The 25,107-nt window shown below is 69.8% G+C and carries 22 protein-coding genes and 3 tRNA genes; 12 read left to right on the forward strand and 13 right to left on the reverse strand.

All coding sequences use genetic code 11. From position 1 onward, the window contains the following. Positions 1 to 203 precede the first annotated feature (203 nt). The 4 genes from QRN49_RS06760 to gabT all read right to left on the reverse strand — a co-directional run bounded on the left by QRN49_RS06760 (position 204) and on the right by gabT (position 4,707). Positions 204 to 362, reverse strand: a complete 159-nt coding sequence (locus QRN49_RS06760) for a hypothetical protein (protein ID WP_155896911.1) — start codon at positions 360 to 362, stop codon at positions 204 to 206. 60 nt (positions 363 to 422) lie between these two features. Further along, positions 423 to 1,793 carry a flavin monoamine oxidase family protein gene (locus QRN49_RS06765; RefSeq protein WP_209080765.1) on the reverse strand — a complete coding sequence of 457 codons (1,371 nt, stop codon included), beginning with the start codon at positions 1,791 to 1,793 and terminating at the stop codon, positions 423 to 425. After that, the gene (locus QRN49_RS06770) at positions 1,790 to 3,277 is read right to left on the reverse strand and encodes an NAD-dependent succinate-semialdehyde dehydrogenase (protein WP_209081135.1); all 1,488 of its coding nucleotides are present in this window, start codon (positions 3,275 to 3,277) and stop codon (positions 1,790 to 1,792) included. The genes QRN49_RS06765 and QRN49_RS06770 overlap by 4 nt, the downstream gene beginning before the upstream one ends. A 68-nt stretch (positions 3,278 to 3,345) precedes the next feature. After that, on the reverse strand, positions 3,346 to 4,707 hold the full coding sequence (gene gabT, locus QRN49_RS06775) for a 4-aminobutyrate--2-oxoglutarate transaminase (RefSeq protein WP_209080766.1): 1,362 nt from the start codon (positions 4,705 to 4,707) through the stop codon (positions 3,346 to 3,348). 92 nt (positions 4,708 to 4,799) lie between these two features. Here gabT and QRN49_RS06780 point away from each other — a divergent pair, with 92 nt between their 5' ends. Beyond that, entirely contained in the window at positions 4,800 to 6,335 is a 1,536-nt protein-coding gene (locus QRN49_RS06780) for a PucR family transcriptional regulator (protein ID WP_209080767.1), read from the forward strand. A 20-nt stretch (positions 6,336 to 6,355) separates the two neighbouring features. After that, a complete protein-coding gene (locus tag QRN49_RS06785) occupies positions 6,356 to 6,973 on the forward strand; it encodes a TetR/AcrR family transcriptional regulator (RefSeq protein ID WP_194622646.1) in 618 nt (205 codons plus the stop codon). Here the strand turns inward: QRN49_RS06785 and QRN49_RS06790 are convergent. Next, positions 6,956 to 7,642 (reverse strand): NUDIX domain-containing protein, encoded by a 687-nt coding sequence (locus tag QRN49_RS06790; RefSeq protein WP_163343017.1) that lies wholly within the window; start codon positions 7,640 to 7,642, stop codon positions 6,956 to 6,958. The two genes, QRN49_RS06785 and QRN49_RS06790, sit on opposite strands and share 18 nt — an antisense overlap. 90 nt (positions 7,643 to 7,732) lie before the next feature. Here QRN49_RS06790 and QRN49_RS06795 point away from each other — a divergent pair, with 90 nt between their 5' ends. Continuing rightward, entirely contained in the window at positions 7,733 to 8,212 is a 480-nt protein-coding gene (locus QRN49_RS06795) for a hypothetical protein (protein WP_146247542.1), read from the forward strand. Between the two features lie 87 nt (positions 8,213 to 8,299). On the opposite strand, the gene QRN49_RS06800 is transcribed toward QRN49_RS06795, so the two are convergent. Continuing rightward, positions 8,300 to 8,386, reverse strand: a tRNA-Leu gene (locus QRN49_RS06800). Between the two features lie 86 nt (positions 8,387 to 8,472). On the opposite strand from QRN49_RS06800, the gene QRN49_RS06805 reads away from it, so the two are divergent. The 7 genes from QRN49_RS06805 to pknB all read left to right on the forward strand — a co-directional run bounded on the left by QRN49_RS06805 (position 8,473) and on the right by pknB (position 17,658). Then, positions 8,473 to 9,153 carry an FHA domain-containing protein gene (locus QRN49_RS06805; protein WP_017887797.1) on the forward strand — a complete coding sequence of 227 codons (681 nt, stop codon included), beginning with the start codon at positions 8,473 to 8,475 and terminating at the stop codon, positions 9,151 to 9,153. Then, positions 9,150 to 9,701 carry an FHA domain-containing protein FhaB/FipA gene (locus tag QRN49_RS06810; RefSeq protein ID WP_111022491.1) on the forward strand — a complete coding sequence of 184 codons (552 nt, stop codon included), beginning with the start codon at positions 9,150 to 9,152 and terminating at the stop codon, positions 9,699 to 9,701. The genes QRN49_RS06805 and QRN49_RS06810 overlap by 4 nt, the downstream gene beginning before the upstream one ends. Before the next feature lie 6 nt (positions 9,702 to 9,707). After that, on the forward strand, positions 9,708 to 11,060 hold the full coding sequence (locus QRN49_RS06815; protein WP_209080769.1) for a Stp1/IreP family PP2C-type Ser/Thr phosphatase: 1,353 nt from the start codon (positions 9,708 to 9,710) through the stop codon (positions 11,058 to 11,060). Continuing rightward, positions 11,057 to 12,502 (forward strand): FtsW/RodA/SpoVE family cell cycle protein, encoded by a 1,446-nt coding sequence (locus QRN49_RS06820; protein ID WP_071248670.1) that lies wholly within the window; start codon positions 11,057 to 11,059, stop codon positions 12,500 to 12,502. The genes QRN49_RS06815 and QRN49_RS06820 overlap by 4 nt, the downstream gene beginning before the upstream one ends. Continuing rightward, entirely contained in the window at positions 12,499 to 13,953 is a 1,455-nt protein-coding gene (locus tag QRN49_RS06825; RefSeq protein WP_110863675.1) for a peptidoglycan D,D-transpeptidase FtsI family protein, read from the forward strand. The genes QRN49_RS06820 and QRN49_RS06825 overlap by 4 nt, the downstream gene beginning before the upstream one ends. Beyond that, positions 13,950 to 15,716 (forward strand): serine/threonine-protein kinase, encoded by a 1,767-nt coding sequence (locus tag QRN49_RS06830; protein WP_111102790.1) that lies wholly within the window; start codon positions 13,950 to 13,952, stop codon positions 15,714 to 15,716. Before QRN49_RS06825 ends, QRN49_RS06830 begins: the two co-directional genes overlap by 4 nt. A 121-nt stretch (positions 15,717 to 15,837) precedes the next feature. Further along, positions 15,838 to 17,658, forward strand: a complete 1,821-nt coding sequence (pknB, locus tag QRN49_RS06835) for a Stk1 family PASTA domain-containing Ser/Thr kinase (RefSeq protein ID WP_284754741.1) — start codon at positions 15,838 to 15,840, stop codon at positions 17,656 to 17,658. A 271-nt stretch (positions 17,659 to 17,929) separates the two neighbouring features. Here pknB and QRN49_RS06840 read toward each other — a convergent pair whose 3' ends face one another. Then, positions 17,930 to 18,574: an anthranilate synthase component II gene (locus tag QRN49_RS06840; protein WP_111022494.1), complete on the reverse strand. Its 645-nt coding sequence runs from the start codon at positions 18,572 to 18,574 to the stop codon at positions 17,930 to 17,932. An 81-nt stretch (positions 18,575 to 18,655) separates the two neighbouring features. Between QRN49_RS06840 and QRN49_RS06845 the strand changes: the two genes are divergently transcribed. Then, on the forward strand, positions 18,656 to 18,910 hold the full coding sequence (locus QRN49_RS06845; RefSeq protein ID WP_071404137.1) for a cell division protein CrgA: 255 nt from the start codon (positions 18,656 to 18,658) through the stop codon (positions 18,908 to 18,910). Between the two features lie 349 nt (positions 18,911 to 19,259). Here the strand turns inward: QRN49_RS06845 and QRN49_RS06850 are convergent, their stop codons facing one another. Beyond that, the gene (locus tag QRN49_RS06850; RefSeq protein WP_182064143.1) at positions 19,260 to 20,114 is read right to left on the reverse strand and encodes a rhomboid family intramembrane serine protease; all 855 of its coding nucleotides are present in this window, start codon (positions 20,112 to 20,114) and stop codon (positions 19,260 to 19,262) included. A 7-nt stretch (positions 20,115 to 20,121) separates the two neighbouring features. Then, a complete protein-coding gene (locus QRN49_RS06855) occupies positions 20,122 to 20,661 on the reverse strand; it encodes a peptidylprolyl isomerase (protein WP_027466924.1) in 540 nt (179 codons plus the stop codon). 115 nt (positions 20,662 to 20,776) lie between these two features. Between QRN49_RS06855 and QRN49_RS06860 the strand changes: the two genes are divergently transcribed. Then, on the forward strand, positions 20,777 to 21,352 hold the full coding sequence (locus tag QRN49_RS06860; RefSeq protein WP_111022496.1) for a hypothetical protein: 576 nt from the start codon (positions 20,777 to 20,779) through the stop codon (positions 21,350 to 21,352). A 414-nt stretch (positions 21,353 to 21,766) separates the two neighbouring features. On the opposite strand, the gene QRN49_RS06865 is transcribed toward QRN49_RS06860, so the two are convergent. From QRN49_RS06865 to gyrA, 4 genes are all read right to left on the reverse strand, one after another. Next, positions 21,767 to 21,839, reverse strand: a tRNA-Ala gene (locus tag QRN49_RS06865). A 56-nt stretch (positions 21,840 to 21,895) separates the two neighbouring features. Further along, positions 21,896 to 21,972, reverse strand: a tRNA-Ile gene (locus QRN49_RS06870). A gap of 75 nt (positions 21,973 to 22,047) precedes the next feature. Next, a complete protein-coding gene (locus tag QRN49_RS06875; RefSeq protein WP_027466922.1) occupies positions 22,048 to 22,455 on the reverse strand; it encodes a DUF3566 domain-containing protein in 408 nt (135 codons plus the stop codon). Next, complete coding sequence (gyrA, locus tag QRN49_RS06880) at positions 22,448 to 25,105, reverse strand: DNA gyrase subunit A (RefSeq protein WP_111022497.1); 2,658 nt, start codon at positions 25,103 to 25,105, stop codon at positions 22,448 to 22,450. The genes QRN49_RS06875 and gyrA overlap by 8 nt, the downstream gene beginning before the upstream one ends. Positions 25,106 to 25,107 lie beyond the last annotated feature (2 nt).

A 25,107-nucleotide genomic window follows, 5' to 3' on the forward strand; every position in this document is an offset into this window, starting at 1 on the left:
GGGAGGCGCGGTGCCAGCTGGCACCGCGCCTCCCGTCCGTCCGTCGGTCGCCGCTCCCACGTCGCCACCGGAAGACGCCGTCGTCACGCTTCGACGCCGCGGAACGCGCGAGACGCCGCCGGATCCGGCGGCGTCTCGCCGACGTGGAGGCGTCGAGCGAACACGCCGGCGTCTCACGCCGCCGCGCCGCCGCGCGGTCGCCGCTACTGCTGCGGGTCGGCGGGCTCGCCGCCGGAGTCCGTGTCGCTGTCCTGCTGCGGGTCCTCCGTCGCGTCGCCCGTGGGCGACCCGTCCGGCAGGTCCTCGGTGTACTGCTCCTGGTCCTTGGTGGGGTCGCTGGACCCGTTCGCTGCGTCACTCATGGCCCGGACGGTACGCGCGAGCGCCTGAGCACAGCACACAGCAGTGACTGTTCGAGGTGGTTACCGCGTCGCAGCGGCCTGGGGAACGACCGCCAGGATCTCCTCGGCGACCTCCCGCCCGATGCGCACGGCACCGTCGACGTGCTGGTAGCCCTGCCCGGCCAGGTCGCTCGACGCGAACCGGATCGGACCGACCGCGGCACGCTGGTCGGCACCGTAGCGGACGAGCCCGCCCAGGTCGAAGCTCGCGGCGTAGGCGCCGCGCGTCCACTCCTCGGTGCCCCAGTCGCTCTCGTAGTAGACGACCGGCGACAGGGCCTCGTCACCGTAGTAGTGCGCCAGCGAGGCGAGCACACGGGCCCGCCGTTCCTCGGTCGACAGCGCGAACAGGTCGTCGGCGTGCTGGTCGGAGACGAACCCGACCAGGGTGCCCTGCTCGGAACCGTGCGAGGTGTTGTCGTACGCCTCGTGCACGACCTCGTACGGGCTGAACGCGGTGCCGGACAGGCCCGCCGCACGCCAGAAGGGGCGCTCGTAGACGGCGTGCACCTTGATCACGAAGCCCATCGACAGGTGCTGGTGCAGCTGGTGCTGGCGTCGGGGCAGCGGCGGCTCGAACGAGATCCGCGAGTACAGGGGCGGCGGGACCGCGACGAGGGCCTGTCGGGCGTGCACCTCGATCCCGCCGTCGGCGAGCGCGACGACCCCGTCGTCGCCCCAGCGCAGCGTCCGGACCGGGGCGTTCAGGTGCACGTCGTCGCCGAGGCGCTCGGCGAGCCGCTCGGACACCTGCTGCATGCCGCCGACGACCCGCTTGTCGAGGATGAAGTCGGCGTCGACCAGGTTGGTGAAGCTCCCGGCGGACGCCGCCATCAGCAGGGCCTGCAGTGCGGAGAACGCGTGCGCGGGCTTCGTGAGCATCGCGCCGGCGATGAACAGCTCGACGTTGTCGGTCGCGACCCGGTCCGGGCTGAGGTCGTGCAGCCAGGCGCGGAACGAGACCTCGTCGAGGGCGGCCGCGTCCGGGGTCTCCCAGGGGCGGGCGGGGTCGACCTCCGCGACGTACTCGTCGACGACGGCGACGAGCCGTTCGATCTCGTTCGCCGTGGCCTCGGGCAGGGGGAAGATGTCGCCGGTGTACTCGGTGCGGGTTCCCTCGGCGTCGACGTAGACGCTGGAGCCCTCGCGGTACCGGTCGTACGTCTGCAGCCCGAGCTCGTCGAGGGTCTCGAGCAGTGCGGTCTGGTCGGGCGAGACCCACTGCCCGCCGATCTCCAGGGTCACCCCGTCGATGTCGTTCGTCCAGGTGCGGCCCCCCACGCGGTCGCGGGCCTCGAGCACGGCGACCCGCAGGCCGGCGGCCCGCAGGCGGTTCGCGGCGGTGAGACCGGCGACACCGGCTCCGATGACGACGACGTCCTTCTCGATCATCGAGCTGCTCCTTGTGCGGTCGTGGTGCTGTCGGTGTGCCGGAACGGGTCCGGGGTGAGCGTGTACATGGTCTCGAGGTACTCGGCGATGCCCTCGCCGCCGCCCTCGCGACCGAGGCCGGACTGCTTCACGCCGCCGAACGGTGCCGAGGCGTTCGACACGACCCCGGTGTTCAGCCCCAGCATGCCGGTCTCGAGCCGCTCCATCAGACGCTGCCCGCGTGCCGGGTCCTCGGTGAACGCGTAGCCGACCAGACCGTACTCGGTGTCGTTCGCTGCGGCCACGGCATCGTCCTCCGTGCGGAACGTGCGGATCGCGAGCACCGGCCCGAAGATCTCGTCGTCGAGGATCGCGCTGCCGGGCTGCACGTCGGTCAGGACGGTCGGTGCGTAGAAGGTGCCGGGCCCGTCGACCGGGTGCCCGCCGGTCCGGACCGTCGCCCCGCACTCGACCGCGTCGGTGACCAGGCGGTGCGCCTTGTCCACGGCGCGGGCGTCGATGAGCGGCCCGATCGCGACGCCGTCCTCGGTCCCCCGGCCGACCCGCATCGCGGCGACCCGCTCGGTGACCCGGCGGGTGAACTCGTCGGCGACGTCCTCGTGCACCAGGAACCGGTTCGCGGCGGTGCAGGCCTGGCCGGTGTTCCGGAACTTCGCGGCGAGCGCGCCCTCCACCGCCAGGTCGAGGTCGGCGTCGGCGAACACCAGGAACGGGGCGTTGCCGCCGAGCTCCATGCTCGTCCGGAGCACGTTCTGTGCCGCCTGGCCGAGCAGCGTCCGTCCGACCGGCGTCGAACCGGTGAACGACAGCTTCCGCAGGCGGGGGTCGGCGATCACGGGCGCGGAGACGTCGGCGGCGTGCGTGGTCGGGACGACGTTGACGACCCCGGCGGGCACGCCGGCCTCGACGAGGAGGTCGGCGAACAGCAGGGTGGTCAGCGGCGTGAGCTCGGCCGGCTTCACGACGACGGTGCAGCCGGCGGCGAGCGCCGGCGCGATCTTGCGGGTCGCCATCGCCAACGGGAAGTTCCACGGCGTAATCAGGAACGCGGGTCCGACGGGCTTGTGCGCGACGGTGGCACGGCCGGTCCCCTCGGGGTTGGTGCCGTACGAACCGCCGATCCGGACCGCTTCCTCGGAGAACCAGCGGAGGAACTCGCCGCCGTACGCGACCTCGCCGCGGGCCTCGGCCAGCGGCTTGCCCATCTCCAGCGTCATCAGGAGCGCGAACTCCTCGCGTCGCTCCTGCAGCAGGTCGAAGGCACGGCGCAGCACCTCGGCGCGCTGCCGCGGCGGCGTCGCCGCCCACCCGTGCCGTGCGGCGACGGCGGCGTCGAGCGCCTTCCGGCCGTCCTCGGGCGAGGCGTCGGCGATGTGCAGCAGTGTTTCGCCGGTGGCAGGGTCGACGACGGCGAAGGTCGCGTCGTCGGCCGCCGGCTGCCAGACACCGTCGACCAGGAGGCCCGTGGGGACGCGGTCGAGCACCGCCTGTTCGGCGGCTGGTCCGGTGGCGTCGGGGACGCTGGGCCAGGCCGTCGCGGGGATGGTCGCGCTCACGACGCGGCCAGCCCGTCGAGGACGACGGTCAGGCCGTCGCGGAGCAGGTCGTCGTCGATCGAGAGCGGCGGCAGGAAGCGGACGACGTTGCCGTACGTGCCGGCCGTGAGGGCGATGACCCCGTGCTCGAACGCGTACCGCACCACCCGTCCGGTGAGCCCGGGGTCGGGATCACCGGTGGCGGGGTCGACGAGCTCCATCGCGACCATCGCACCGCGACCGCGGACGTCGCCGATGCGGGGGTCGTCTGCCTGGGCGCTGCGCAGGGCGTCGAGCAGGACCGTGCCGATCGCCTCGGCGCGCTCGACGAGTCCGTCGTGCTCGAAGGCGTCGATGGCCGCGAGGGCTGCGGCGCATGCGATCGGGTTGCCGCCGTAGGTGCCGCCGAGGCCGCCGACGTGGGCGGAGTCCATGATCGCCGCACGCCCGGTCACACCGGACAACGGGAGTCCGCCGGCCATGCCCTTCGCGGTCGTGACGACGTCGGGCACGATCCCCTCGTGCTCGCTGGCGAACATCGCGCCGGTGCGAGCGAACCCGGTCTGCACCTCGTCCGCGATGAACACGACGCCGTTGGCGGTGGCCCACTCGGACAGCGCGGTGAGGAACCCCGGTGCCGGGACGACGAAGCCGCCCTCGCCCTGGATCGGTTCGATCAGGACCGCGGCGGTGTTCTCGGCACCGACCTGCTTCTCGATCTGGCTGATCGCACGCTTCGCCGCTTCGGGCCCCGACAGCCCGTCGTGGAACGGGTACGACATCGGGACGCGGTAGACCTCGGGTGCGAACGGCCCGAAGCCGTTCTTGTAGGGCTGGTTCTTCGCGGTCAGCGCCATCGTCAGGTTCGTGCGGCCGTGGTACGCGTGGTCGAAGACGACGACGGCCTGCCGACCGGTGTGCTTCCGGGCGATCTTGACGGCGTTCTCGACGGCCTCGGCCCCGGAGTTGAACAGCGCCGTCCGCTTCTCGTGGTCGCCGGGGGTCAGACGATTGAGCGCCTCGGCCACGGCGACGTACCCGTCGTACGCGGCGATGGTGAAGCACGTGTGCGTGAAGGCCGCGACCTGCTCGGTGACGGCGGCGACCACGCCGGGGTGGGCGTTGCCGACCGACGTCACGGCGATCCCGGACCCGAGGTCGACGAACGAGTTGCCGTCGGCGTCGACCACCACGCCGCCACCGGCCGCGACGACGGCGATGGGCACGGCGACGCCGACCCCGGCCGCGACGGCGCCGGCCTTCCGGGCGAGCAGCTCCTGCGATCGCGGACCCGGGACGGCGGTGACGAGCCGTCGTTCCTGGGGCAGCGACGGGCCGCCGGTGGTCGCTCGGGTCGCGGACGCTGCGGTGGAGGACATGCCGCGATGGTAGGAGCCACCACCGCACACTCGTACTGTCCACGGCGTACATCAACCCCCGGGCGGATCGACCCGGTGGATAGGGTGACGGCATGCCCGCAACGCTGCGCTCCCTGCTGCACCGGGGTGAACTCCACCTGCGCCCGCTCACCGACGCGGACGAGCACGCCCTCGATGCCCCGCTGTCCTGGCTGCACAGCTCGGACCTCGAGGACCCGACCCCGTTCCTCGCCGAAGGCCAGGGGCTGCTCACGACCGGCACGCAGTTCGGTGCCGAGGCCGACGTGCGCGACGACGTCGCCGAGGCCTACGTCCGGCGGCTCGTGGACCGCGGTGTCGTGGCGCTCGGGTTCGGCACCGAGGTCGTCCGCGCCGGCACCCCCGACGTCCTGGTCACCGCCTGCACCCGGCACGGACTGCCGCTGTTCGAGGTGCCCTACGAGACGTCCTTCATCGCGGTCGCGCAGGCCAACGCCGAAGCGGTCGCGCGGGACGCCAACGCGCGCGGTGCCTGGGCCCTCGCCGCGCAGCGCGCCATCTCGCTCGCCGCGATGCGACCGGACGGACTCGGCGCGACCATCGCCGAGCTCTCCCGCCAGCTCGACGGGTGGGTCGGCCTGTTCGACGTCTCCGGGCGGCTCGACCGCGGACACCCCGCCGACGGGCTGCCCGCCGCCGACCTCGACCTCCTGCGCACCGAGGCGCTGCGGCTGCTGCGCTCCGGGCAGCGGGCGAGCCTGCCGGTCGCCACGGACCGGGGCGTCGGGTACACCCTGCAGACGCTCGGCAGCGGCGGGCACCTGAGCGGCGTGCTCGCGATCGCGAACGGCGGCGCACTCGACCGTGCCGGACGCGAGGTCGTCACGGCCGTCATCGCCCTGGCCGGCCTCGCCCTGCAGCAGAACCGCGAGCTCGCCCGTGCCCGGGGACTCCTGCGCACCGGACTCCTGACCATGCTGTCCGTCGGCGAACCCGAGGTGGTGCAGGCGACGTCCCGCGAGGTGTGGGGGCCGCTGCCCGCTGAACCCGTCCGGATCGCGGCCGTCGACGTCCCCGACCACGAACTCGACACCGTGGTGGACCTGCTCGAACTGTGGGTGCAGGACCGCCCGGGACACCTGTTCTTCGCGGTCGACGACGCCGTGTTCCTCTGCGTGAACGCGGACGACACCGGGATCGTCGCCGAACTCGTCGACCGCTTCGACCTGCGCGCCGGCCTGTCCGACGGCGCCGCGTACCGGTCGTTCGGACGCGCCCGCACCGAGGCCGTGCAGGCACTCGACCGACGTCGTGAAGGACGCCCGGGCACCACCGAGTTCGGCGACCTCGCACGAGAAGGGGTGCTCGCCCACCTCGCCCACGTCGACATGGACGCCGGTGCGGTCGCCCGCGCGTTCCTCGCCCCGCTGCTCGACCACGACCGCACCGCCGGCACCGAGCTCTCGGGCACCGTCCGGACCTGGCTGCAGGAGAACTGCGAGTACGACCGCACCGCACGGGTCCTCGGCATCCACCGGCACACCGCCCGCGCCCGGGTGGAGCACGCCGGTCGGCTCCTCGACCGTGACCTCTCCGTCTTCTCGACCCGGGCCGACCTCTGGGCAGCCTTCGTGGTCGAGGGCGCGTGATGCGCGGATACGGTGGGACGATGCCGTCGACACCGGCCCGCCGGCGCCTGAGCCCGGCCGAACGCGGAGCCCAGATCACGGCGGCCGCCGTCGACCTGGCGCGTGCCGAGGGCCTCGCGGCGGTGACGCTCCGCGGGGTCGCCGCCGTGATCGGGGTCGCGCCCTCGCTCGTCGCCCACTACCGCCCGAGCATGGAGGACCTGGTCGGTGAGACGTTCCGCACCGTCGCGGGCGCCGAGGTCGCCGAGGTCCGCGCGATCGTCGCCGCGGCGCCCGACCCCGTCTCCGGTCTCCGCACCCTGCTCGGTTGCATCGCCGATCCCGCCCGCGACGACGTCGCCACCCTGTGGGCCGACGCGTGGAGCATCGGCCGCACGAACGCGGCACTGGCGACCGCGGCACGGGACGTCATGGACGACTGGCAGCTCCTCGCCACCACGGTCGTCGTCGACGGGGTGCGCGCGGGGGTGCTGCACACCGACGACCCGGACGGAGTCGGACGCCTGCTCTTCGCGCTCGTCGACGCCACCAACGGGTACGCCCTGGTCGACTACCTCGACCGGCCGACCCGCGAGGGCCTGGTCCGCACGACGATCGCACGAGCGGTGGGCCTGGACGGATCAGCCCTGTCGGGGTGACACCCGGCGCAGCGCCACCCACTGCAGCAGCATGATCGTCTTGCCGTCGGCGATCCGACCGTCCGCCACCATCGCGAGCGCCTCGTCGAGCTGCACCTCGAGCACCTCGATGTCCTCGCCCTCGTCCTCCACACCGCCGCCGGCCTCGACCCGGTCCGCCGGGGTGTACGCGCCGACGTAGAAGTGGACCCGCTCGGTGACCGAACCGGGGCTCATGAACACGTCGCCCAGGTGCTCGAGCGCGCCGAGCCGGATGCCGAGCTCCTCGGCGGCCTCACGCCGGACCGCGGTCTCGGGGTCGTCCTCGTCGAGCAGTCCCGCCGCAGCCTCGATCAACATGCCGTCCGGGTGTCCGTTCACGTACGCGGGCCACCGGAACTGCCGCGTGAGCAGGACGGTGCCCCGCTCGGCGTCGTACGGCAGCACCGTCGCGCCGTTCCCGCGGTCGTAGGTCTCGCGCTGCTGCCGGTCCCACCGACCGTCACGCCGCCGGACGTCGAGGGTCGTGCGACGGAGCACGTGCCACCCGTTCGACACCACCTCGACGTCCCGCACGACGACGTCGGGGTTGCGGTCGAGGGCACGGCCCACGGCGTCGAGGCCCGTCCGACCACGGTCGTCGGGGACGTCCACTCCGGGACGCTGGACGGTGGTGCGTTCGTCGGTCACCCGGTCACCGTAGCGGGGCACCTCGGCAGGACCCCGTCCGCTCGGTACGCTCGACGTGCCGCACCAGGGAGCGGCAGAGGACGGTGCAGCATGACCAGGACGTTCATCCTCCGACGACCGGACCGACCGCAGGTGGTCACGGTGTCATTCGTGCTGTGGCTGGTGTGGGTGGCAGCCTGCGTCGCGGCCACGGTGCTCCAGTTCTTCGCGACGGACGCGGCGGTCGGCCAGGCGCCGGTCCTCGCCGGGATCGTCGCCCTGGTGCTCTGGGCCCTGGTGACGTGGGCGGTGTTCCGGATGGCCGCGGGCTCCCGCGTCGCGCGCATCGTGCTCGTCGTCGTCGCGGCCTTCCGCGCGCTCCTGAGCGTCACCGGCGGCGAACTCGCGGTCCTGACGATCGCGCTGTCGGTCGTCGCCGCGGTCCTGCTGTTCCTGCCCAGCGCGCGCCCGTTCTTCGCTCCGCAGCAGGCCCGGAGAGCCGACCACGGGTTCGATGGAACCGGCGTGTCGGGGCCGAGCCGTGCCTCCAGGCCGGATGCCGACCACACGACGGACGCCGACCGGGCCTGAGGCCGGACGCGTCGACGGCCGTCCCCGGCCCGCGCCCGAGAAACAGGAAAGGCCCCGGATTCCTCCGGGGCCTTTCCTGTTTTCGCCTGGTGCGCGAGGGGGGACTTGAACCCCCACGCCGTTTCCAGCACACGGACCTGAACCGTGCGCGTCTACCAATTCCGCCACTCGCGCCAGCCCCGAAACACTACCACGCACAGACGGGTGTCAACGCCAACCACTACCATGCAGTGGTTGACGACCGACGACACGGGAGACGCATGGGCTTGCTGGACAACTTCGAGCGAGGGTTGGAACGCGCCGTCAACGGCGCCTTCGCGAAGACCTTCCGCTCCGGGGTGCAGCCCGTCGAGATCTCGAGCGCCCTGCGGCGTGAGCTCGACACGAAGGCCGCGGTGGTCTCGCGCGAGCGCATCCTCGTGCCGAACGAGTTCACCGTGCGCCTGGCGCCGCCGGACTGCACGCGCATGAACGACGTCGGTCGCCCACTCATCGACGAACTGACCCAGATGGTGCACCAACACGCCGTCGCGCAGAACTACTCGTTCTCCGGCCCGGTCACCATCCGGCTCCAACAGGACGGCACGCTCTCGACGGGCATCCTGCAGGTCGACTCCACCACCGTCCAGCGCGACGTGGCCTGGATCCCGGTGCTCGACATCGGCTCGCAGCGACACCGACTGCACCGCGGGCGCACGGTGATCGGGCGCGGCAGCGACGCGGACATCACCATCGCGGACACCGGGACGAGCCGGAAGCACGTCGAGGTGCTGTGGGACGGCAAGCACGCCCAGGCCACCGATCTCGGCTCCACGAACGGCTCGAAACTGAACGGTCAGCACTTCCAGCAGGCGATCGTTGAGCCGGACTCCACCATCGAGATCGGTCGTACCCGTATGGTGTTCCGGGTGATCCCGGAGAACGACGGAGGTGCTCGATGACCACAGGCCTGACCCTGCTCGTCCTGCGCTTCGCGTTCCTCGCGGTGCTCTGGCTGTTCGTCTTCGTGATCGTGTTCGCCCTGCGCAGCGATCTCTTCGGCCAGCGCGTCCGCACGATCCCGACCGATCCCAAGTCGGCGCCGTCCGGGCCCAGCACCCCCACCGTCCCCGCTGCGGCGGCCCCCGGGCCCGCCTCGAGCGGTGCCTTCACCGACGTGATCGGTCAACCGGGTGGTGGGCAGCGGCCCGCCTCGCCGGCCGCGGCCCGACTCGTCATCACCGAGGGTGCGCGTGAGGGCATGGAGATGCCGCTGGGTGGCGGCCCCATCACGATCGGGCGTTCGAGCGAGTCGAACGTCGTGATCCGTGACGACTACACCTCGACCAACCACGCCCGCCTCGACCTCCGCGCCGACGGCTGGCTCCTCACCGACCTCGAGTCCACGAACGGCACCTTCGTCAACGGTCAGAAGGTGAGCGCTCCCGTCCTCGTGGCAGAGGGCACGCCCATCACGATCGGGACGACGACGTTCGAGCTGCGGCGGTAACCCGGCATGACCGCTCGCACGCTGAGCGCCGCTGTGTCCCACGTGGGGCGCATCCGCGCGAACAACCAGGACTCCGGCTACGCCGGGGCGCACCTGTTCGCAGTGGCGGACGGCATGGGCGGCCACGCCGGCGGTGACGTCGCCTCGGCGATCGCGATCCGACGCATCCGCGAGGTCGACCGCGAGTTCCCGTCGGCGCACGACGCCGAGTTCGCGCTGCAGTCGGCGCTCATCGCGGCGAACCAGCTGATCACCGAGACCGTGTTCGAGCACCAGGAGCTCACCGGTATGGGCACCACGGTGTCCGCGATGATCCGCGTCGGCGAGCAGATCGCGATCGCGCACATCGGCGACTCCCGCATCTACCGTCACCGCGACGGTGAGCTGCAGCAGATCACGTCCGACCACACCTTCGTCCAGCGGCTGGTCGACAGTGGCCGGATCACACCGGAGGAAGCCGCGGTCCACCCGCGTCGCTCCGTGCTGATGCGCGTGCTCGGCGACGTCGACGCTGCTCCAGAGGTCGACACGGCGATCATGGACATCCAGCCGGGCGACCGCTGGCTGCTCTGCTCCGACGGCCTGTCCTCGTACCTGGCCGAAGAGCGCATCCGCCACGCCCTGGCCTCGAACATGGACGCCAACCAGGTCACGCAGCGCCTGGTGAAGGAAACACTCGACCACGGCGCCCCCGACAACGTCACTGTCGTGGTGATGGACGTCACGGACACCGAACCCGATGACGACGACGACGCGGCCACCACGGTCGGCTCCGCCGCGGCACCGCTCACCTTCGAGGCGTCGACGGGCCGCAAGCCGATCCGCCTCCCCACGATCCTGCTGCACCCGCTCAAGGTCACCACCGCCCCCGAGGACTCGCACTTCGAGCCCGAGTCCGACCAGTTCTTCGCCGAGCTCATCGCCGAGGACCGCCGACGCCGCATCCGTCGTCGGGTGTCCTGGACCGTCGCGCTCGTGGTCGCGGTCGCGGTGCTCGTCGGCGCGGTGTTCGTCGGCTGGCGGATCACGCAGGACCACTACTACGTCGGCACCGACCGGGGCACCGTCGCGATCTACAAGGGCGTGCAGCAGTCGATCGGGCCGTTGGCGCTGTCGGACGTGTACGAGGACAGCGACATCACAGTCTCGTCGCTGCCGGACTACACCCGCGAGAACGTCCGCTCGACGATCAACGCGCAGTCACTCTCCGACGCCAGGGACATCGTCGAGCGCCTGCGCAAGGCCGCCGCGACCGGTGAGGACCAGGCCGGCACCGGTGGGGACGGCGACGCCAGCTCGTCCCCGTCGCCCTCGCCGACCCGTTCGCCGTCGCCGAGCCCCACGCGGAGCGCGCGATGAGCAACGCCACGGCCGCCCAGTCCTTCACCCAGGCGATCACGATCAAGCTCCGGGAGCCCGCCCGCGCGCGGAACCTCGAGCTCTTCCTGCTCGTCATCGCGTGCGGCATCTGCGCGGGTGCGATGGTGCTCGTGCAGCTCGGCACCAAGGGCCGGCTGTTCGACCAGTCGGTGCTCTGGGTCGGCGGTGGCATCCTCGGCCTCGCGCTGGTCATGCACGTTGTGCTGCGGGTCGTGGCGAAGAACGCCGACCCGTTCATCCTGCCGATCGCGCTCGTCCTGAACGGCATCGGCATCGCCGAGATCTACCGCATCGACGTCCACAACGGCCTGTCCGGCTGGGACGCCATCGGCGTGAAGCAGATCGTCTGGACGATGCTCGCGATGGTCCTGGCGATCATCACGCTCGTCGCGGTCCGGAACCACCGGTTCCTGCAGCGGTACCGCTACATCTTCATGGCGCTGACCATCGTCCTGCTGCTCCTGCCGATGCTGCCCGGCATCGGCACGAACATCGGTGGCGCGCGGGTCTGGATCAAGATCGGCCCGTTCTCGTTCCAGCCCGGTGAGCTCGCGAAGATCACCATGGCGCTGTTCTTCGCCGGGTACCTCGTCACCGCCCGCGACTCGTTGTCGATCGTCGGCAAGAAGTTCCTCGGCATGACGTTCCCGCGTGCCCGTGACCTCGGCCCGATCCTCGTCATGTGGGGCGCCGCGATGGCCGTCCTGGTGTTCCAGCGCGACCTCGGCACCGCCCTGCTCTACTTCGGCCTGTTCCTCGTGATGATCTACGTGGCCACGGCACGGATCAGCTGGGTCGCGATCGGTCTCACGCTGTTCATCGGTGGCGCCCTCGTCGCACAGAGCGTCCTGGAGTACGTCCGCGGCCGCTTCGAACAGTGGCTCGACCCGTTCAACCAAGAGGTCTTCAGCCGCGACACCCAGGCGAGCTACCAGCTCGTGCAGGGCCTGTTCGGCTTCGCGAACGGCGGGATCACCGGCACGGGACTTGGACAGGGCCGGCCGTACATCACGCCGGTCGCCAACGCCGACTACATCGTCGCGTCGCTCGGTGAAGAGCTCGGCCTGATCGGCGTCTTCGCGATCCTCGCCCTCTTCATCGTGTTCGCCTCGCGTGGCATCCGCGTCGGGTTCATGGCGCAGGACGACTTCGGCAAGCTGCTCGGGGTCGGCTTCGGCTTCATCATCGCCCTGCAGGTGTTCGTCGTCGTCGGCGGCATCACCCGGATCATCCCGGTGACCGGTCTGACCACGCCGTTCATGGCCGCCGGTGGTTCCTCGCTCATCGCCAACTGGATCATCGCCGCGATGCTGCTGCGACTCACCGATTCCATCCCAGCCGAACAGCGTGTCCAGCAGGGCGCGATCCCCGCCGCGAACGGGCGGTCTGCGCGCGCGACCAGGAAGGAGCGTCGTCGATGAACCGACAGCTCCGCGGTGTCTCGACCGTCATCGTGCTCATGTTCGTCGCACTCTTCGTGTCGACGACGTCGATCCAGTTCTTCGCGGCCGACTCGTTGCGCGCCGACTCCCGGAACTCCCGAACCATCTTGGACAGTTACTCCACGAAGCGTGGCGCGATCCTCGTGGACGGCAGCCCGATCGCCGAGTCGACCCCGGTGGACGACCAGTACCAGTACCAGCGCAAGTACACGAACGGCGACCTGTACTCCGCGGTCACCGGGTACTTCACGATCGGGCAGGGCAACACCGGCATCGAGAGCGCCGAGAACACCGTGCTCTCGGGCAACTCGGACGCCTCGTTCTTCCAGAACCTCAACTCGATCCTCACCGGCCAGGACGTCCAGGGCGACAACGTCAACCTGACCATCGACCCGGACGTGCAGCAGGCCGCGTACGACGCGCTCGGCACCAACAGCGGCGCCGTCGTCGCGATCCAGCCGAAGACCGGCAAGATCCTCGCGATGGTGTCGAAGCCGAGCTACGACCCGAACTCGCTCACCTCGCACGACACGGCCGAGGTCAAGCGGCAGTACGACGCGCTGCTCGGGGCCGACACCGCCCCGCTGCAGAACCGTGCCATCGGCGGCGACCTGTACACCCCCGGATCGGTGTTCAAGCTCGTGGTGGCGTCGGCGGCACTCGAGGGCGGCAAGTACAACCTCGACTCCACGTTCCCGAACCCGTCGCGACTGCAGCTGCCCGGCACGAGCTCGTACATCAACAACGCCGAGGGCGGCACCTGCGGTGGCGGCGACAAGGTCAAGCTCCGCACGGCCATCCAGTACTCGTGCAACATCCCCTTCGCCGAACTCGGCCAGAAGCTCGGGTACGACGCGATCAAGAGCATGGCCGACAAGTACGGCTTCGGCGACGCGATCGAGATCCCGATGGCGGCGACCGCCAGCCAGTACCCCGACGTCGACTCGACGGCCCAGCTCATGCTGAGCGCCTTCGGCCAGGCGAGCGTCCGGGTCTCCCCGCTGCAGATGGCGATGGTGTCGGCCGGCATCGCGAACGGCGGCAAGGTCATGCAGCCCTCGCTCGTCGACTCGATCACCACGAGCGACCTGAAGACGGTCGAGTCCTTCTCCCCGAAGCAGTACAGTGATCCGCTGTCGTCCTCCGAGTCCGCTGACCTCACCGAGGCCATGCAGAGCGTCGTGAGCGCGGGGACCGGTACCAATGCCAAGATCGACGGTGTCGACGTCGCCGGCAAGACCGGCACGGCCGAAGGTGGCACCGGCGATCCCTACACGCTCTGGTTCACGGGGTTCGCCCCCGCGAAGGACCCGGAGGTCGCTGTCGCGGTCGTCGTCGGCAACGGCGGCGGGCTCGGGCAGTCCGGAGTCGGCAACACGGTCGCGGCCCCGGTCGCGAAGAAAGTCATGGAGGCGGTGCTGAACAAATGAGACCCACCAGCGGACTCACCTTCGGTGGGCGGTACCAGCTCTCCTCCCGGGTCGCCATCGGCGGCATGGGCGAGGTGTGGCAGGCGACCGACCTCGTCATCGGCCGAACCGTCGCACTCAAGATCCTCAAGGACGAGTACCTCGGTGACCCCGGCTTCCTCGAGCGCTTCCGCGCCGAGGCCCGGCACGCCGCCCTCGTCAACCACGAGGGCATCGCCAACGTCTTCGACTACGGCGAGGAGGACGGCAGCGCCTACCTCGTGATGGAGCTCGTCCCCGGCGAAGCCCTGTCGACCATGATCGAGCGCGAGCACACGCTCCCGGTCGACAAGGTGCTCGACATCGTCGCGCAGACCGCGAACGCCCTGCAGGCCGCACACGCGGTCGGCCTGGTGCACCGCGACATCAAGCCCGGCAACCTGCTCATCACGCCCGACGGCCGCGTCAAGATCACCGACTTCGGCATCGCCCGCATCGCCGACCAGGTCCCGCTCACCGCGACCGGTCAGGTGATGGGCACGGTGCAGTACCTGTCGCCCGAGCAGGCGAGCGGCCACCCCGCTTCGCCGTCGACCGACATCTACTCGCTCGGCATCGTCGCGTACGAGGCCCTGGCGGGTCGTCGTCCGTTCACCGGTGAGTCGCAGGTCGCGATCGCGATGGCGCACATCAACGAGCAGCCGCCGCCGCTGCCCGGGGACATCCCCGAGCCCGTCTCGGCCCTGGTCATCTCGTGCATCGCGAAGAAGCCGGCCGACCGTCCCGCGACGGCCGCGAACCTCGCCCGCGCCGCACAGGCGCTCCGTCGTGGTGACGTCGCCGCAGCCACCGTGGCCGTCCCCGCGATCGCCCAGAACGGCACCGTCGCGTTCAACCCGCCCCAGGGCCAGGGGAACGACGCCGCGACCGCACTCCTCGGTACCCAGGCCGGAGCGATGGCCGGCGGACCGGGCACCCCCCGCTCGCCCGTCTCCGACGAGCCCGAGGAACCGAAGAAGAAGCGCGCCTGGATCTGGTGGGTCGTCGGCATCATCGTCGTGCTCGCCATCGCCGCCGGCGCCGCGTACGCCCTGAACGCGAACAACGCCCCGGAACCCGAGCCCACGAAGTCCTCGAGCGCGCCGAAGCCGACCCGCACGCCCACGCAGACACCGTCCCCCGAGCCGACCGAGACCCGCGTCACGGTCTCGGCGGCGGACTACCAGGGGCAGAACGCGGAGCAGGTCGCGAACCAGCTCCGCGCCCGGGGCCTGCAGGCCGAGGTCGTCGCCGGGTCGAACGCCACGTCGTCCGACCAGGTCGGCACCGTCGAGTCGCTCAGCCCCGAGGGCAGCCTGGCCCCCGGCACCCTCGTCACCGTCAAGGCGTTCGGCGACGTGCTGACCGCAGCGGCACCCGAGCGTGCCACCGGCGGGACCGTCAGCGAGTCCGGTCGTGTGACCTTCAGCTGGCCCGCGTACACGAGCTGCCCCGCCGGGTACTCGGACGTCAGCTACACGTACACGATCGACAACGGCACCGTCCCCTCGAACGGCAGCAGCTCCGGCTCCACCTCCGGAACCGCGGTGACCGTCGCCGGCGCCCAGTACGGCAAGGTGACCCTGTCGTACAAGGTGACCTGCAAGTCGCCGCAGTCCGATTCCTCGGTGGTCTCCGCGTCCTCGCCGGGCGCGCAGGTCGAGTGGACCGAGCCCACGGACCAGGAGACGACGAACCCGGACGACGGGATCAACCCCACCGAGACCCCGCAAGACGACCTGTGAACGACCCCCGGACGGGGACTGTCGACACCGTTCGGTAACGGTTCGGTCGACCCCTCCCTGACCAGCGTCTCACCAGGTGGTGCTGCCGTACACTAGCCCGGACGAACAGACGGAGGAGTACGTGCCAGAAGGTGTGACCGCGGGGATCACGCTCCTCGCCAATCGCTACGAGATCGGTGACGTCATCGGTCGGGGCGGCATGGCGACCGTGCACCTCGGCAACGACACCCGCCTCGGCCGCAAGGTCGCGGTGAAGCTCCTCAAGCCGAGCCTCGCCAACGACCCGGCCTTCCGCACGCGGTTCCGGCAGGAAGCCCAGGCTGCTGCACGCATGGCGCACCCCACCGTCGTCCGCGTGTACGACGCCGGCGAAGAGACGGTTTCCGAACCGTCGGGCGCCGAGGTGCAGGTCCCCTTCATCGTCATGGAGTACGTCGAGGGCCGTCCGCTCTCCGACATCATCGCGGAGGGCGCCGTCGCCCCGGACGAAGCCGTGCGCATCACCGAGGGCATCCTCACCGCGCTCGAGTACTCGCACCGTGCGGGCGTTGTCCACCGCGACATCAAGCCCGCCAACGTCATGGTCACCCACACCGGCCAGGTCAAGGTCATGGACTTCGGCATCGCCCGGGCCATCACCGACACCTCGGCGACGGTCGCGCAGACCACGTCGATCCTCGGCACCGCCTCGTACTTCTCACCGGAGCAGGCCCGCGGCGAGACCGTCGACGCCCGCACCGACCTCTACTCCACCGGCGTCGTGCTCTTCGAGCTCCTCACCGGTCGCGCACCGTTCCTCGGGGACACCCCGGTGGCGGTCGCCTACCAGCACGTCAGCGAGCAGCCGGTCGCACCGTCGACGATCTCGCCCGACGTGTCCCCGGCCCTCGACGCCGTGACCCTCCACGCCCTGGTCAAGGACCGCACGCGCCGGTTCCAGAACGCGGCCGAGTTCCGCTCGGACCTGCAGCAGGCCGCAGCCGGCCGGGTGCCCGCGTCCACGAAGAAGCAGCAGCAGAACGCGGCGAACGACGCCTCGACCGTGCTCTTCGGCGTCGACCCCCGCACGACGACCAACGCCGCATCGGCGTTCCGCGAACTCGACGACGACACCGCCGAGCACCGACCGCAGCGCACGCAGAACCGTCCCCCGGTCGCGTGGATCTGGGTCGGCATCCTGCTCACCGTCGCGGTCATCGTCGCCGTGGTGTTCTTCGTCGCGAACCTGCAGCCCGGCAAGCCGCCGGTGTCGTCCTCGGTCAGTGTGCCGAACGTCGCGGGCTCGACCTACAGCGCCGCGGCCAGTGCCCTCGACAAGAAGGACCTCAAGCCCGTCAAGGTCGAGGAGAACTCCGACAGCGTCGACAAGGGCACCGTCATCCGGACGGACCCGGGCTCCGGGGTGAACGTCGGGCGCAACCAGAACGTCAACGTCGTGGTCTCCCTCGGCCCGGAACGCGTCCCCGTGCCCGAGCTCAACGGGCAATCGCAAGCGGCTGCGCAACAGTCCCTGGACGACGCCGGATTCCGCCTCGGAGCGATCTCGAGTGACTACTCGGCCGACGTCCCCGAGGGCACCGTGCTGAGCTCCGACCCCGAGTCGGGTTCCCTGCACACCAAGGGCATCGTGATCAACCTCACGATCTCCAACGGGAAGGTGCAGCTGCCCGACGTCACGCAGCAGCAGTACTCGGCGGCGAAGGCCACCGTCGAGCAGCTCGGGCTCACCGTGACCCCGGCGCCGTCCTACTCGTGCACCGGCGGTCTCGTCACCCAGCAGGACACCCCTGCCGGAGACGTCGCCCAGGGCAGTGCCGTCACGCTCACCTACTGCGCACGAGCTGCGGCGCCGCCGAAGGCACCGTCGTCGAACAACAACGACAGCGGCGGCAACAGCGGGAACAACGATCGCGGTGACGACCAGGGTGACGACGGCCGCTGAGCCGACCGTCTCCTGATGGGACCGTCCTGACGGACGGTTGACGGGCCTCCAGTCCGTCCTCCGTGCCCACAGGCACGTCTGCTCGTCGCCTCCGCTCCTGACGGCCTGGAGGCACGGCGCACGCCCGCAACCGACCGCACGTCACGCAGACCGTCCGGTCCAGTGCCCGCGAGACGCCGTCGTGTCAGCACGACGCCCCCGAACGCACGAGACGCCGCCGGATCCGGCGGCGTCTCGATGACACGACGGCGTCTGCCGCCGCGGGAGTTCGTCAGGCGCGGTGCGTCGCGATGAGCGGCCCGAGGTCGGCCGCGCGCTCTGCTGCGCCGGACAGTCCCGTGGTCTCGAGCCAGTTGCCGACCATGCGGTACCCGCCCTCGGTCAGGACCGACTCCGGGTGGAACTGCACGCCGAACACGGGGTGCGCGCGGTGCTGGACGCCCATGATGACCCCGCCCTCGGTCCGCGCGGTCACGGTGAGCTCGTCAGGGACGGTGCCGTCGACGATCGCGAGCGAGTGGTACCGCGTGGCCGTGAAGGGGTGCGGGACGCCGGCGAAGAGCGCGCTGTCGTCGTGGTCGACCTCGGAGGTCTTGCCGTGCATGAGCTCCTCGGCGTGCGTGACCGTGGCGCCGAGCGCCTCCGCGATGGCCTGGTGTCCCAGGCAGACGCCGAGCAGGGGGGTCTCGGCGGCGATGGCCGCGTGCACCGTGGGGATCGAGACGCCGGCAGCCGCCGGTGTTCCCGGGCCGGGCGACAGGAGCACACCGTCGTACTCCGCGATGCGGTCGGCGATCTCGGACTCGGGGAAGGCATCGTTGCGCACGACGTCGGTCTCGGCGCCGAGCTGCTGCACGTACCCGTTGAGCGTGTAGACGAAGCTGTCGTAGTTGTCGACGACGAGGATCCTGGTCATGGCGGTTCACCGTACTCGTGGGGGATGTGTGCGGCGGTCCGCGGGCCGATCCACACACGTGGTCACGGTAGGATACCGGCCATGGCCAAGGACAAGGACCGCACCAAGCCCGCCCGGACGACCCGAGCTGACTCGGTCGACACCGCGGGGGACGCCCCGAACCCGGTGTGGTTCAAGCCGGTCATGTTCGGCTTCATGCTCATCGGTCTGGTGTGGGTGATCGTCTTCTACATCTCGAACGCCACGCTGCCGGTTCCGAGCCTCGGCTCGTGGAACATCGTCGTCGGCTTCGGCATCATGTTCGTCGGCTTCCTCATGACCACCCGCTGGCGCTGACCCCCAGCCCGCTGTTCTCCCGACGCCCGTCGCACCGCAAGGTGCGGCGGGCGTCGTCGTTCTCCACAAGCTCGAGCGCTCCTGGAACGCACATCCTCGAGGATCCCGCCGTTCTCCACACTTTTCCCCACTCTCCACACCGTCATCCACATCCTGACCCCGGAGTTATCCACAACCGATTCCACAGTGGGGATAATCACACTGGTGTAACTCACCGTCTTTTCCACACCTGTGGATAACTCCCAGTGCCGCTGTGGACAGCTGTGGACGAGCAGGACGCGGGCAGCCCTGGGAACGACGAACGCCCCGCCGCAGTGCGACGGGGCGTTCGGGGAGCGTTGTGGCGGTGTCAGCCGATCGTGACCGCGTACCCGACAGCGGTGAGCGCGATGCCGAGCACCGCCGCGCCGATGATCAGCGCGATCTGCAGCGGACGCTTCCGGATGTTGCGCGTCTGGGCGAAGACGAAGCCCATCAGGAAGCCGCCGATGATCCCGCCGACGTGCGCCTGCCACGAGATGTTGACGCCGGGCAGGAACCCGATGACCAGGTTCAGTCCCATGAGCACGAGGAGCTGCACGGCGTTGTTCCCCAGGCTGCGCTGCAGCACGAAGAACGCGGCGAACAGCCCGAAGATCGCACCCGAAGCACCCAGCACGGTCGTCCCCGGCGCCAGGAAGGTGACGAGCATGGACCCGAAGATCCCCGTGATGAAGTACAGAGCCACGAACCGCCAGGTGCCGAGCATGTTCTCGAGCATGCGACCGAAGATCCAGAGCGCCCACATGTTGAACAGGATGTGGAAGATGCCCGAGTGCACGAACAGCGAGGTCACCACACGCCAGGGCTGCGTCGGCAGCAGGAACGAGTTGTAGGCGAGCAAGCTCGTGAAGAACCGCCCGCTGACCTGGTCGAGCAACCAGATCGCCACCGTGATCGCCACGATGACGGTCGTGCCCTTCTGGTCGAGCATGGCGAAGCGCCGCCGAGCGACCGTCAACCCGCTGGGGGCTCCGGACGCTCGGCGGTTCGCTGCGAACTGTGCGCGCTGCTCACGCACGCACTCCGGGCAGTGCACCCCGACCGCCGCCGGCGTCTGGCACTCCGGGCAGATCGTCCGCCCACAGCGCTGGCAGAGCACGAAGCTCTGCCGGTCCGGATGCCGGTAGCAGGTGTTGTTCGGGTTGTACGCCTGGTCGGTCACGTGCGGGTCAGACGCCTTCGACGTCGATGCTCTGGATGACGACGTCCTCGACGGGCTTGTCACGACCGTCGGTCGGGACGCCCTCGATCGCGTCGACGACCGCGCGGGACTCGTCGTCGGCGACCTCACCGAAGATGGTGTGCTTGCCCTGCAGCCACGGCGTCGCCACCGTGGTGATGAAGAACTGCGAGCCGTTGGTGCCGCGGCCGCCCTGGATGCCGGCGTTCGCCATGGCGAAGATGTAGGGGTTCTGGAACGTGAGCTCCGGGGAGATCTCGTCGTCGAAGCGGTACCCGGGGCCACCGATGCCCTGGCCGAGCGGGTCGCCGCCCTGGATCATGAAGTCCTTGATGATGCGGTGGAAGATCACGCCGTCGTAGAGCTTGTCGGTCGAGACCTTGCCCGTGCCGGGGTGGGTCCACTCCTGCTGGCCCGTGGCGAGGTCGACGAAGTTCTTGACGGTCTTCGGTGCGTGGTTGCCGAACAGGTTGACGCGGATGTCGCCCTTGTTGGTGTGGATCGTTGCGACAGCGGTGTGCAGAGACATGTTCCGATTCTCGCATGTACTCCTGACCGCGGACGGATTGCACAGCTGCGGTTCCGTGACCTGTCAGGCAGTGTGGTGGCAGGATGGGGTCACGCCGATCCGATGGAGGTACCAGATGACGACGATCGAGATCCCGCGAAAGCGTCGGAAGCAGATCAAGAAGCTCAAGGGCCAGACCGCCTCGCTCCTCGGCGAGCAGCGCAAGGTCCTCGAGCACGCGAACGCGATCCTGGCTGAGGCCCGGTCGAACGCCGCGGACGCAGCTCGCAAGGACATCGCACCCCGCGTGCAGAACGCGATCGACAACGGGATCCGTCCCGCGTTCGCGACCGGCGTGCACGCTGCCACCTCGGCAGCGCAGAGCGCTTCGCACAAGTTCCAGTCCGAGGTGGTCCCCGGACTCGTCTCGACCGCTGGCTCGGTGCTGAGCGTGACCGACCTCGCGAAGGACCCCCGGGTCAAGAAGATCGTGAAGAACGCCCAGAAGAAGGGCAAGAAGGCCAAGAAGGCCGCTGCGAAGTACGTCCCGTCGCAGCAGAAGAAGGGTCTCGGCTTCGGCGGAGTCGCACTCATCATCGTCGGCGTCGTCGCCGTCGCCGGTGCTGCGTACGCCGCGTACCAGACGCTCCGCGCCGACGACGACCTGTGGGTCGCCGACGACGCTGACACGGCGGAGAAGCCCGCCGCCTGACCTCCCGGTTCGTACGAAGGGCCCCGGCTGCTGCCGGGGCCCTTCGTCGTTCCCCGGGCCTGGCGTCCACAGACCCGCGCACGACGACCGGCCTGGAGCGCGCCCACCTACCTGCCTGGAGGCGCAGACCGGCCTGACCCCGCGCCTCCCGTCCGCCATGCGCTTGCGCAACACGCCCCGGGGCAGCCACCGAGAGGTCGCAACTTGTCGCTCAGACGACGCGCAGACGACAGTTCCAGCCACCTCGGCGAACCGCACGCGGCATGTCGCGACCACTCAACAAGATGCCGGCCGCAGGCAGATTGACGGGCCGAGCCGCCCGCGACGATCGCGCCGCAGGGGCGGCGGCGCGCATGGGCACAGAACGAAGCCCCTGGGCAGACGACGGAGTCGGCAACCAGGGGCTGATGCGAGTGGAGCCTGGGAGAATCGAACTCCCGACATCCTGCTTGCAAAGCAGGCGCTCTACCAACTGAGCTAAGGCCCCGAGTGTCACCGAGGTGATCGGCGACGGGATGGAATTGTCGTGCTGTTCCGGAGAACTGGTGGGGCTACAAGGACTTGAACCTTGGACCTCTTCGTTATCAGCGAAGCGCTCTAACCGCCTGAGCTATAGCCCCTCAGACCGGATGAAAGCCTACCGTACGATCCCGCCGGAACGAAATCGAGCAGTGGGCCCATCCGGCCCGGGTGTGTCAGTTGTTCGTGAAGCCCACGAGCAGACCGCCCGTGATCCGAACACTGAGGTTGTAGAGCACGCTCACGATGGCGCCGAGCACGGTGCCGACGACCACGTTGAGGATGCCCACGACGATGGAGAACCCGAGCACCTGGCCCAGCGAGAACTGGTCCATGATCGAGTAACTGTTCTGCCCGGTGACGTCCTTCAACAGGGCGTCGACCTGGGTGAACACACCCGTCTGGTTGAGGATGACCCACACCAGTGCCGTGGCGACCACGATCACGATGCTGCCGGCCAGGGCGATGAGGAAGCTCAGCTTCACCATTGACCAGAAGTCGACGTAGACCAGTCGCAACCGCACCTGGCGGGTGCCGACGGGTCGCTTCGCCTTCTTCTGGAGCTTCTCGGCGACACTACTCATTGCTTGACTGGTCCTCTCCGGCCTCGTCTGCGACGGGCTCGGTGTCGATGGGATCAGTGGAATCCGGGGCCGCTTCGGCTGGGCTGACCGTCTCCACCGGGCCCGCGGGCTCGATCTCGGCGTCGTCCTGGTCGTCCAGGTTCCGCTCGGTGTTCCGGGCCACCGCGATGATCCGGTCGTTCTCCGCGAACCTCGCGAAGACGACGCCCATCGTGTCACGGCCCTTGGCAGGGACCTCGGCCACGGCAGACCTTACCACCTTGCCCGATTGCAGCACGACGAGCACCTCGTCGTCCTCGCCGACGATGAGAGCGCCCACAAGATCGCCTCGATCGAGCGCCAACTTGGCCACCTTGATGCCCAGACCACCACGGCCCTGCACCCGGTACTGGTCGACCGCGGTGCGCTTGGCGTAGCCGCCCTCGGTCATCACCCAGACGAAGCCGTCGTCGGAGACGACCCGGGCCGCGAGCAGCGAGTCGCCGTCGCGGAAGGACATGCCCTTCACGCCCGAGGTCGAGCGACCCATCGGACGCAGGGTGTCGTTCGTCGCCGTGAACCGGAGCGACATGCCCTGGCGGGACACCAGGAGCAGGTCGTCGTGCTCGTCGACGAGCAGCGCCTGGCGGAGCTTGTCGCCGTCGCGCAGGTTGATCGCGATGATGCCGCCGGTGCGGTTCGTGTCGTACTCGGTGAGCGCGGTCTTCTTGACCAGACCGTGCTCGGTCGCGAGGACGAGGTACTGCGCCACCTCGTAGTCGCGGATGTCGAGCACCTGCTGGATCTGCTCGTCGGGCTGCATCGCGAGCAGGTTCGCGACGTGCTGGCCCTTCGCGTCGCGGCCGGCCTCCTGCAGCTCGTACGCCTTGGCGCGGTAGACCCGGCCCTGGTCGGTGAGGAACAGGAGCCAGTGGTGCGTCGTCGTGACGAAGAAGTGCTCGACGATGTCGTCCGCGCGGAGCTGGGCCCCGCGGACACCTCGGCCGCCACGGTGCTGCGAGCGGTACTGGTCGCTGCGCGTGCGCTTGACGTAGCCACCGCGGGTGATGGTGACGACCATCTCCTCTTCGGGGATCAGGTCTTCCATCGACATGTCGCCGTCGTAGCCGAACATGATCTCGGTACGGCGGTCGTCGCCGAAGCGGTCGACGATCTCGCTCAGCTCGTCGCGGATGATCGAGCGCTGGCGGCTCTCCGACCCGAGGATGTCCTGGAAGTCGGCGATCTTGCGCTCGAGCTCTTCGGCCTCGTCGTGGATCTTCTGACGCTCGAGGGCGGCGAGACGACGGAGCTGCAGCTCGAGGATCGCACGCGCCTGGATCTCGTCGACGGACAGCAGGTCCATCAGGCCGGTGCGGGCCTCTTCGACGTCGGGCGAGCGACGGATGAGCGCGATGACCTCGTCGAGGGCGTCGAGCGCAGCGAGGTAGCCGCGCAGGATGTGGGCGCGCTTCTCGGCCTCGCGCAGACGGAACTGCGTGCGGCGGACGATGACGTCGACCTGGTGGGCGACCCACGCCGAGATGAAGCCGTCGAGCGGCAGGGTGCGGGGCACCCCGTCGACGATCGCGAGCATGTTCGCGCCGAAGTTCTCCTGCAGCTGGGTGTGCTTGTACAGGTTGTTCAGCACGACCTTGGCGACGGCGTCACGCTTCAGCACGATGACCAGGCGCTGCCCGGTACGGCCGGAGGTCTCGTCACGGATGTCGGCGACACCTGCGAGCTTGCCGTCCTTGACCAGCTCGGCGATCTTGATCGCCAGGTTGTCCGGGTTGACCTGGTACGGCAGCTCGGTGACGACGAGGCAGGTGCGACCCTGGATCTCCTCCACCGAGACGACGGCACGCATCGTGATCGAGCCACGGCCGGTGCGGTAGGCGTCCTGGATGCCCTTGGTGCCGAGCACCTGTGCACCCGTCGGGAAGTCCGGGCCCTTGATGCGCTGCATGAGCGCGGCGAGCAGCTCTTCACGGGTGGCGTCGGGGTTGTCGAGCGCCCACTTGGCGCCCTCGGCGACCTCGCGCAGGTTGTGCGGCGGGATGTTCGTGGCCATGCCGACCGCGATGCCGACCGAGCCGTTGACGAGCAGGTTCGGGAACCGGGCCGGCAGGATCGCCGGCTCCTGGGTGCGGCCGTCGTAGTTGTCCTGGAAGTCGACGGTGTCCTCGTCAATGTCGCGGACCATCTCGAGCGCGAGCGGCGCCATCTTCGTCTCGGTGTACCGCGGGGCGGCGGCGCCGTCGTTGCCCGGCGAACCGAAGTTGCCCTGCCCGAGCGCGAGCGGGTAGCGGAGCGACCACGGCTGCACCAGGCGGACGAGGGCGTCGTAGATCGCCGAGTCGCCGTGCGGGTGGAACTGGCCCATCACGTCACCGACGACGCGGGAGCACTTCGAGAACGCGCGGTCCGGGCGGTACCCGCCGTCGAACATCGCGTAGATCACACGGCGGTGCACCGGCTTGAGGCCGTCGCGGACCTCCGGCAGGGCACGACCGACGATGACCGACATCGCGTAGTCGAGGTACGAGCGCTGCATCTCGAGCTGCAGGTCGACCTGCGAGATGCGGTCACCGGAGACGACGATGTCCCCACTGTCGCCGTGGACGATCTCGGGCAGCTCGTCGGCGCCGTTCTCGTTGTCGTCAGCCATGT

Source organism: Curtobacterium sp. ME-Dv--P-122a, from assembly GCF_030209645.1.
GTDB classification, from domain to species: domain Bacteria; phylum Actinomycetota; class Actinomycetes; order Actinomycetales; family Microbacteriaceae; genus Curtobacterium; species Curtobacterium flaccumfaciens.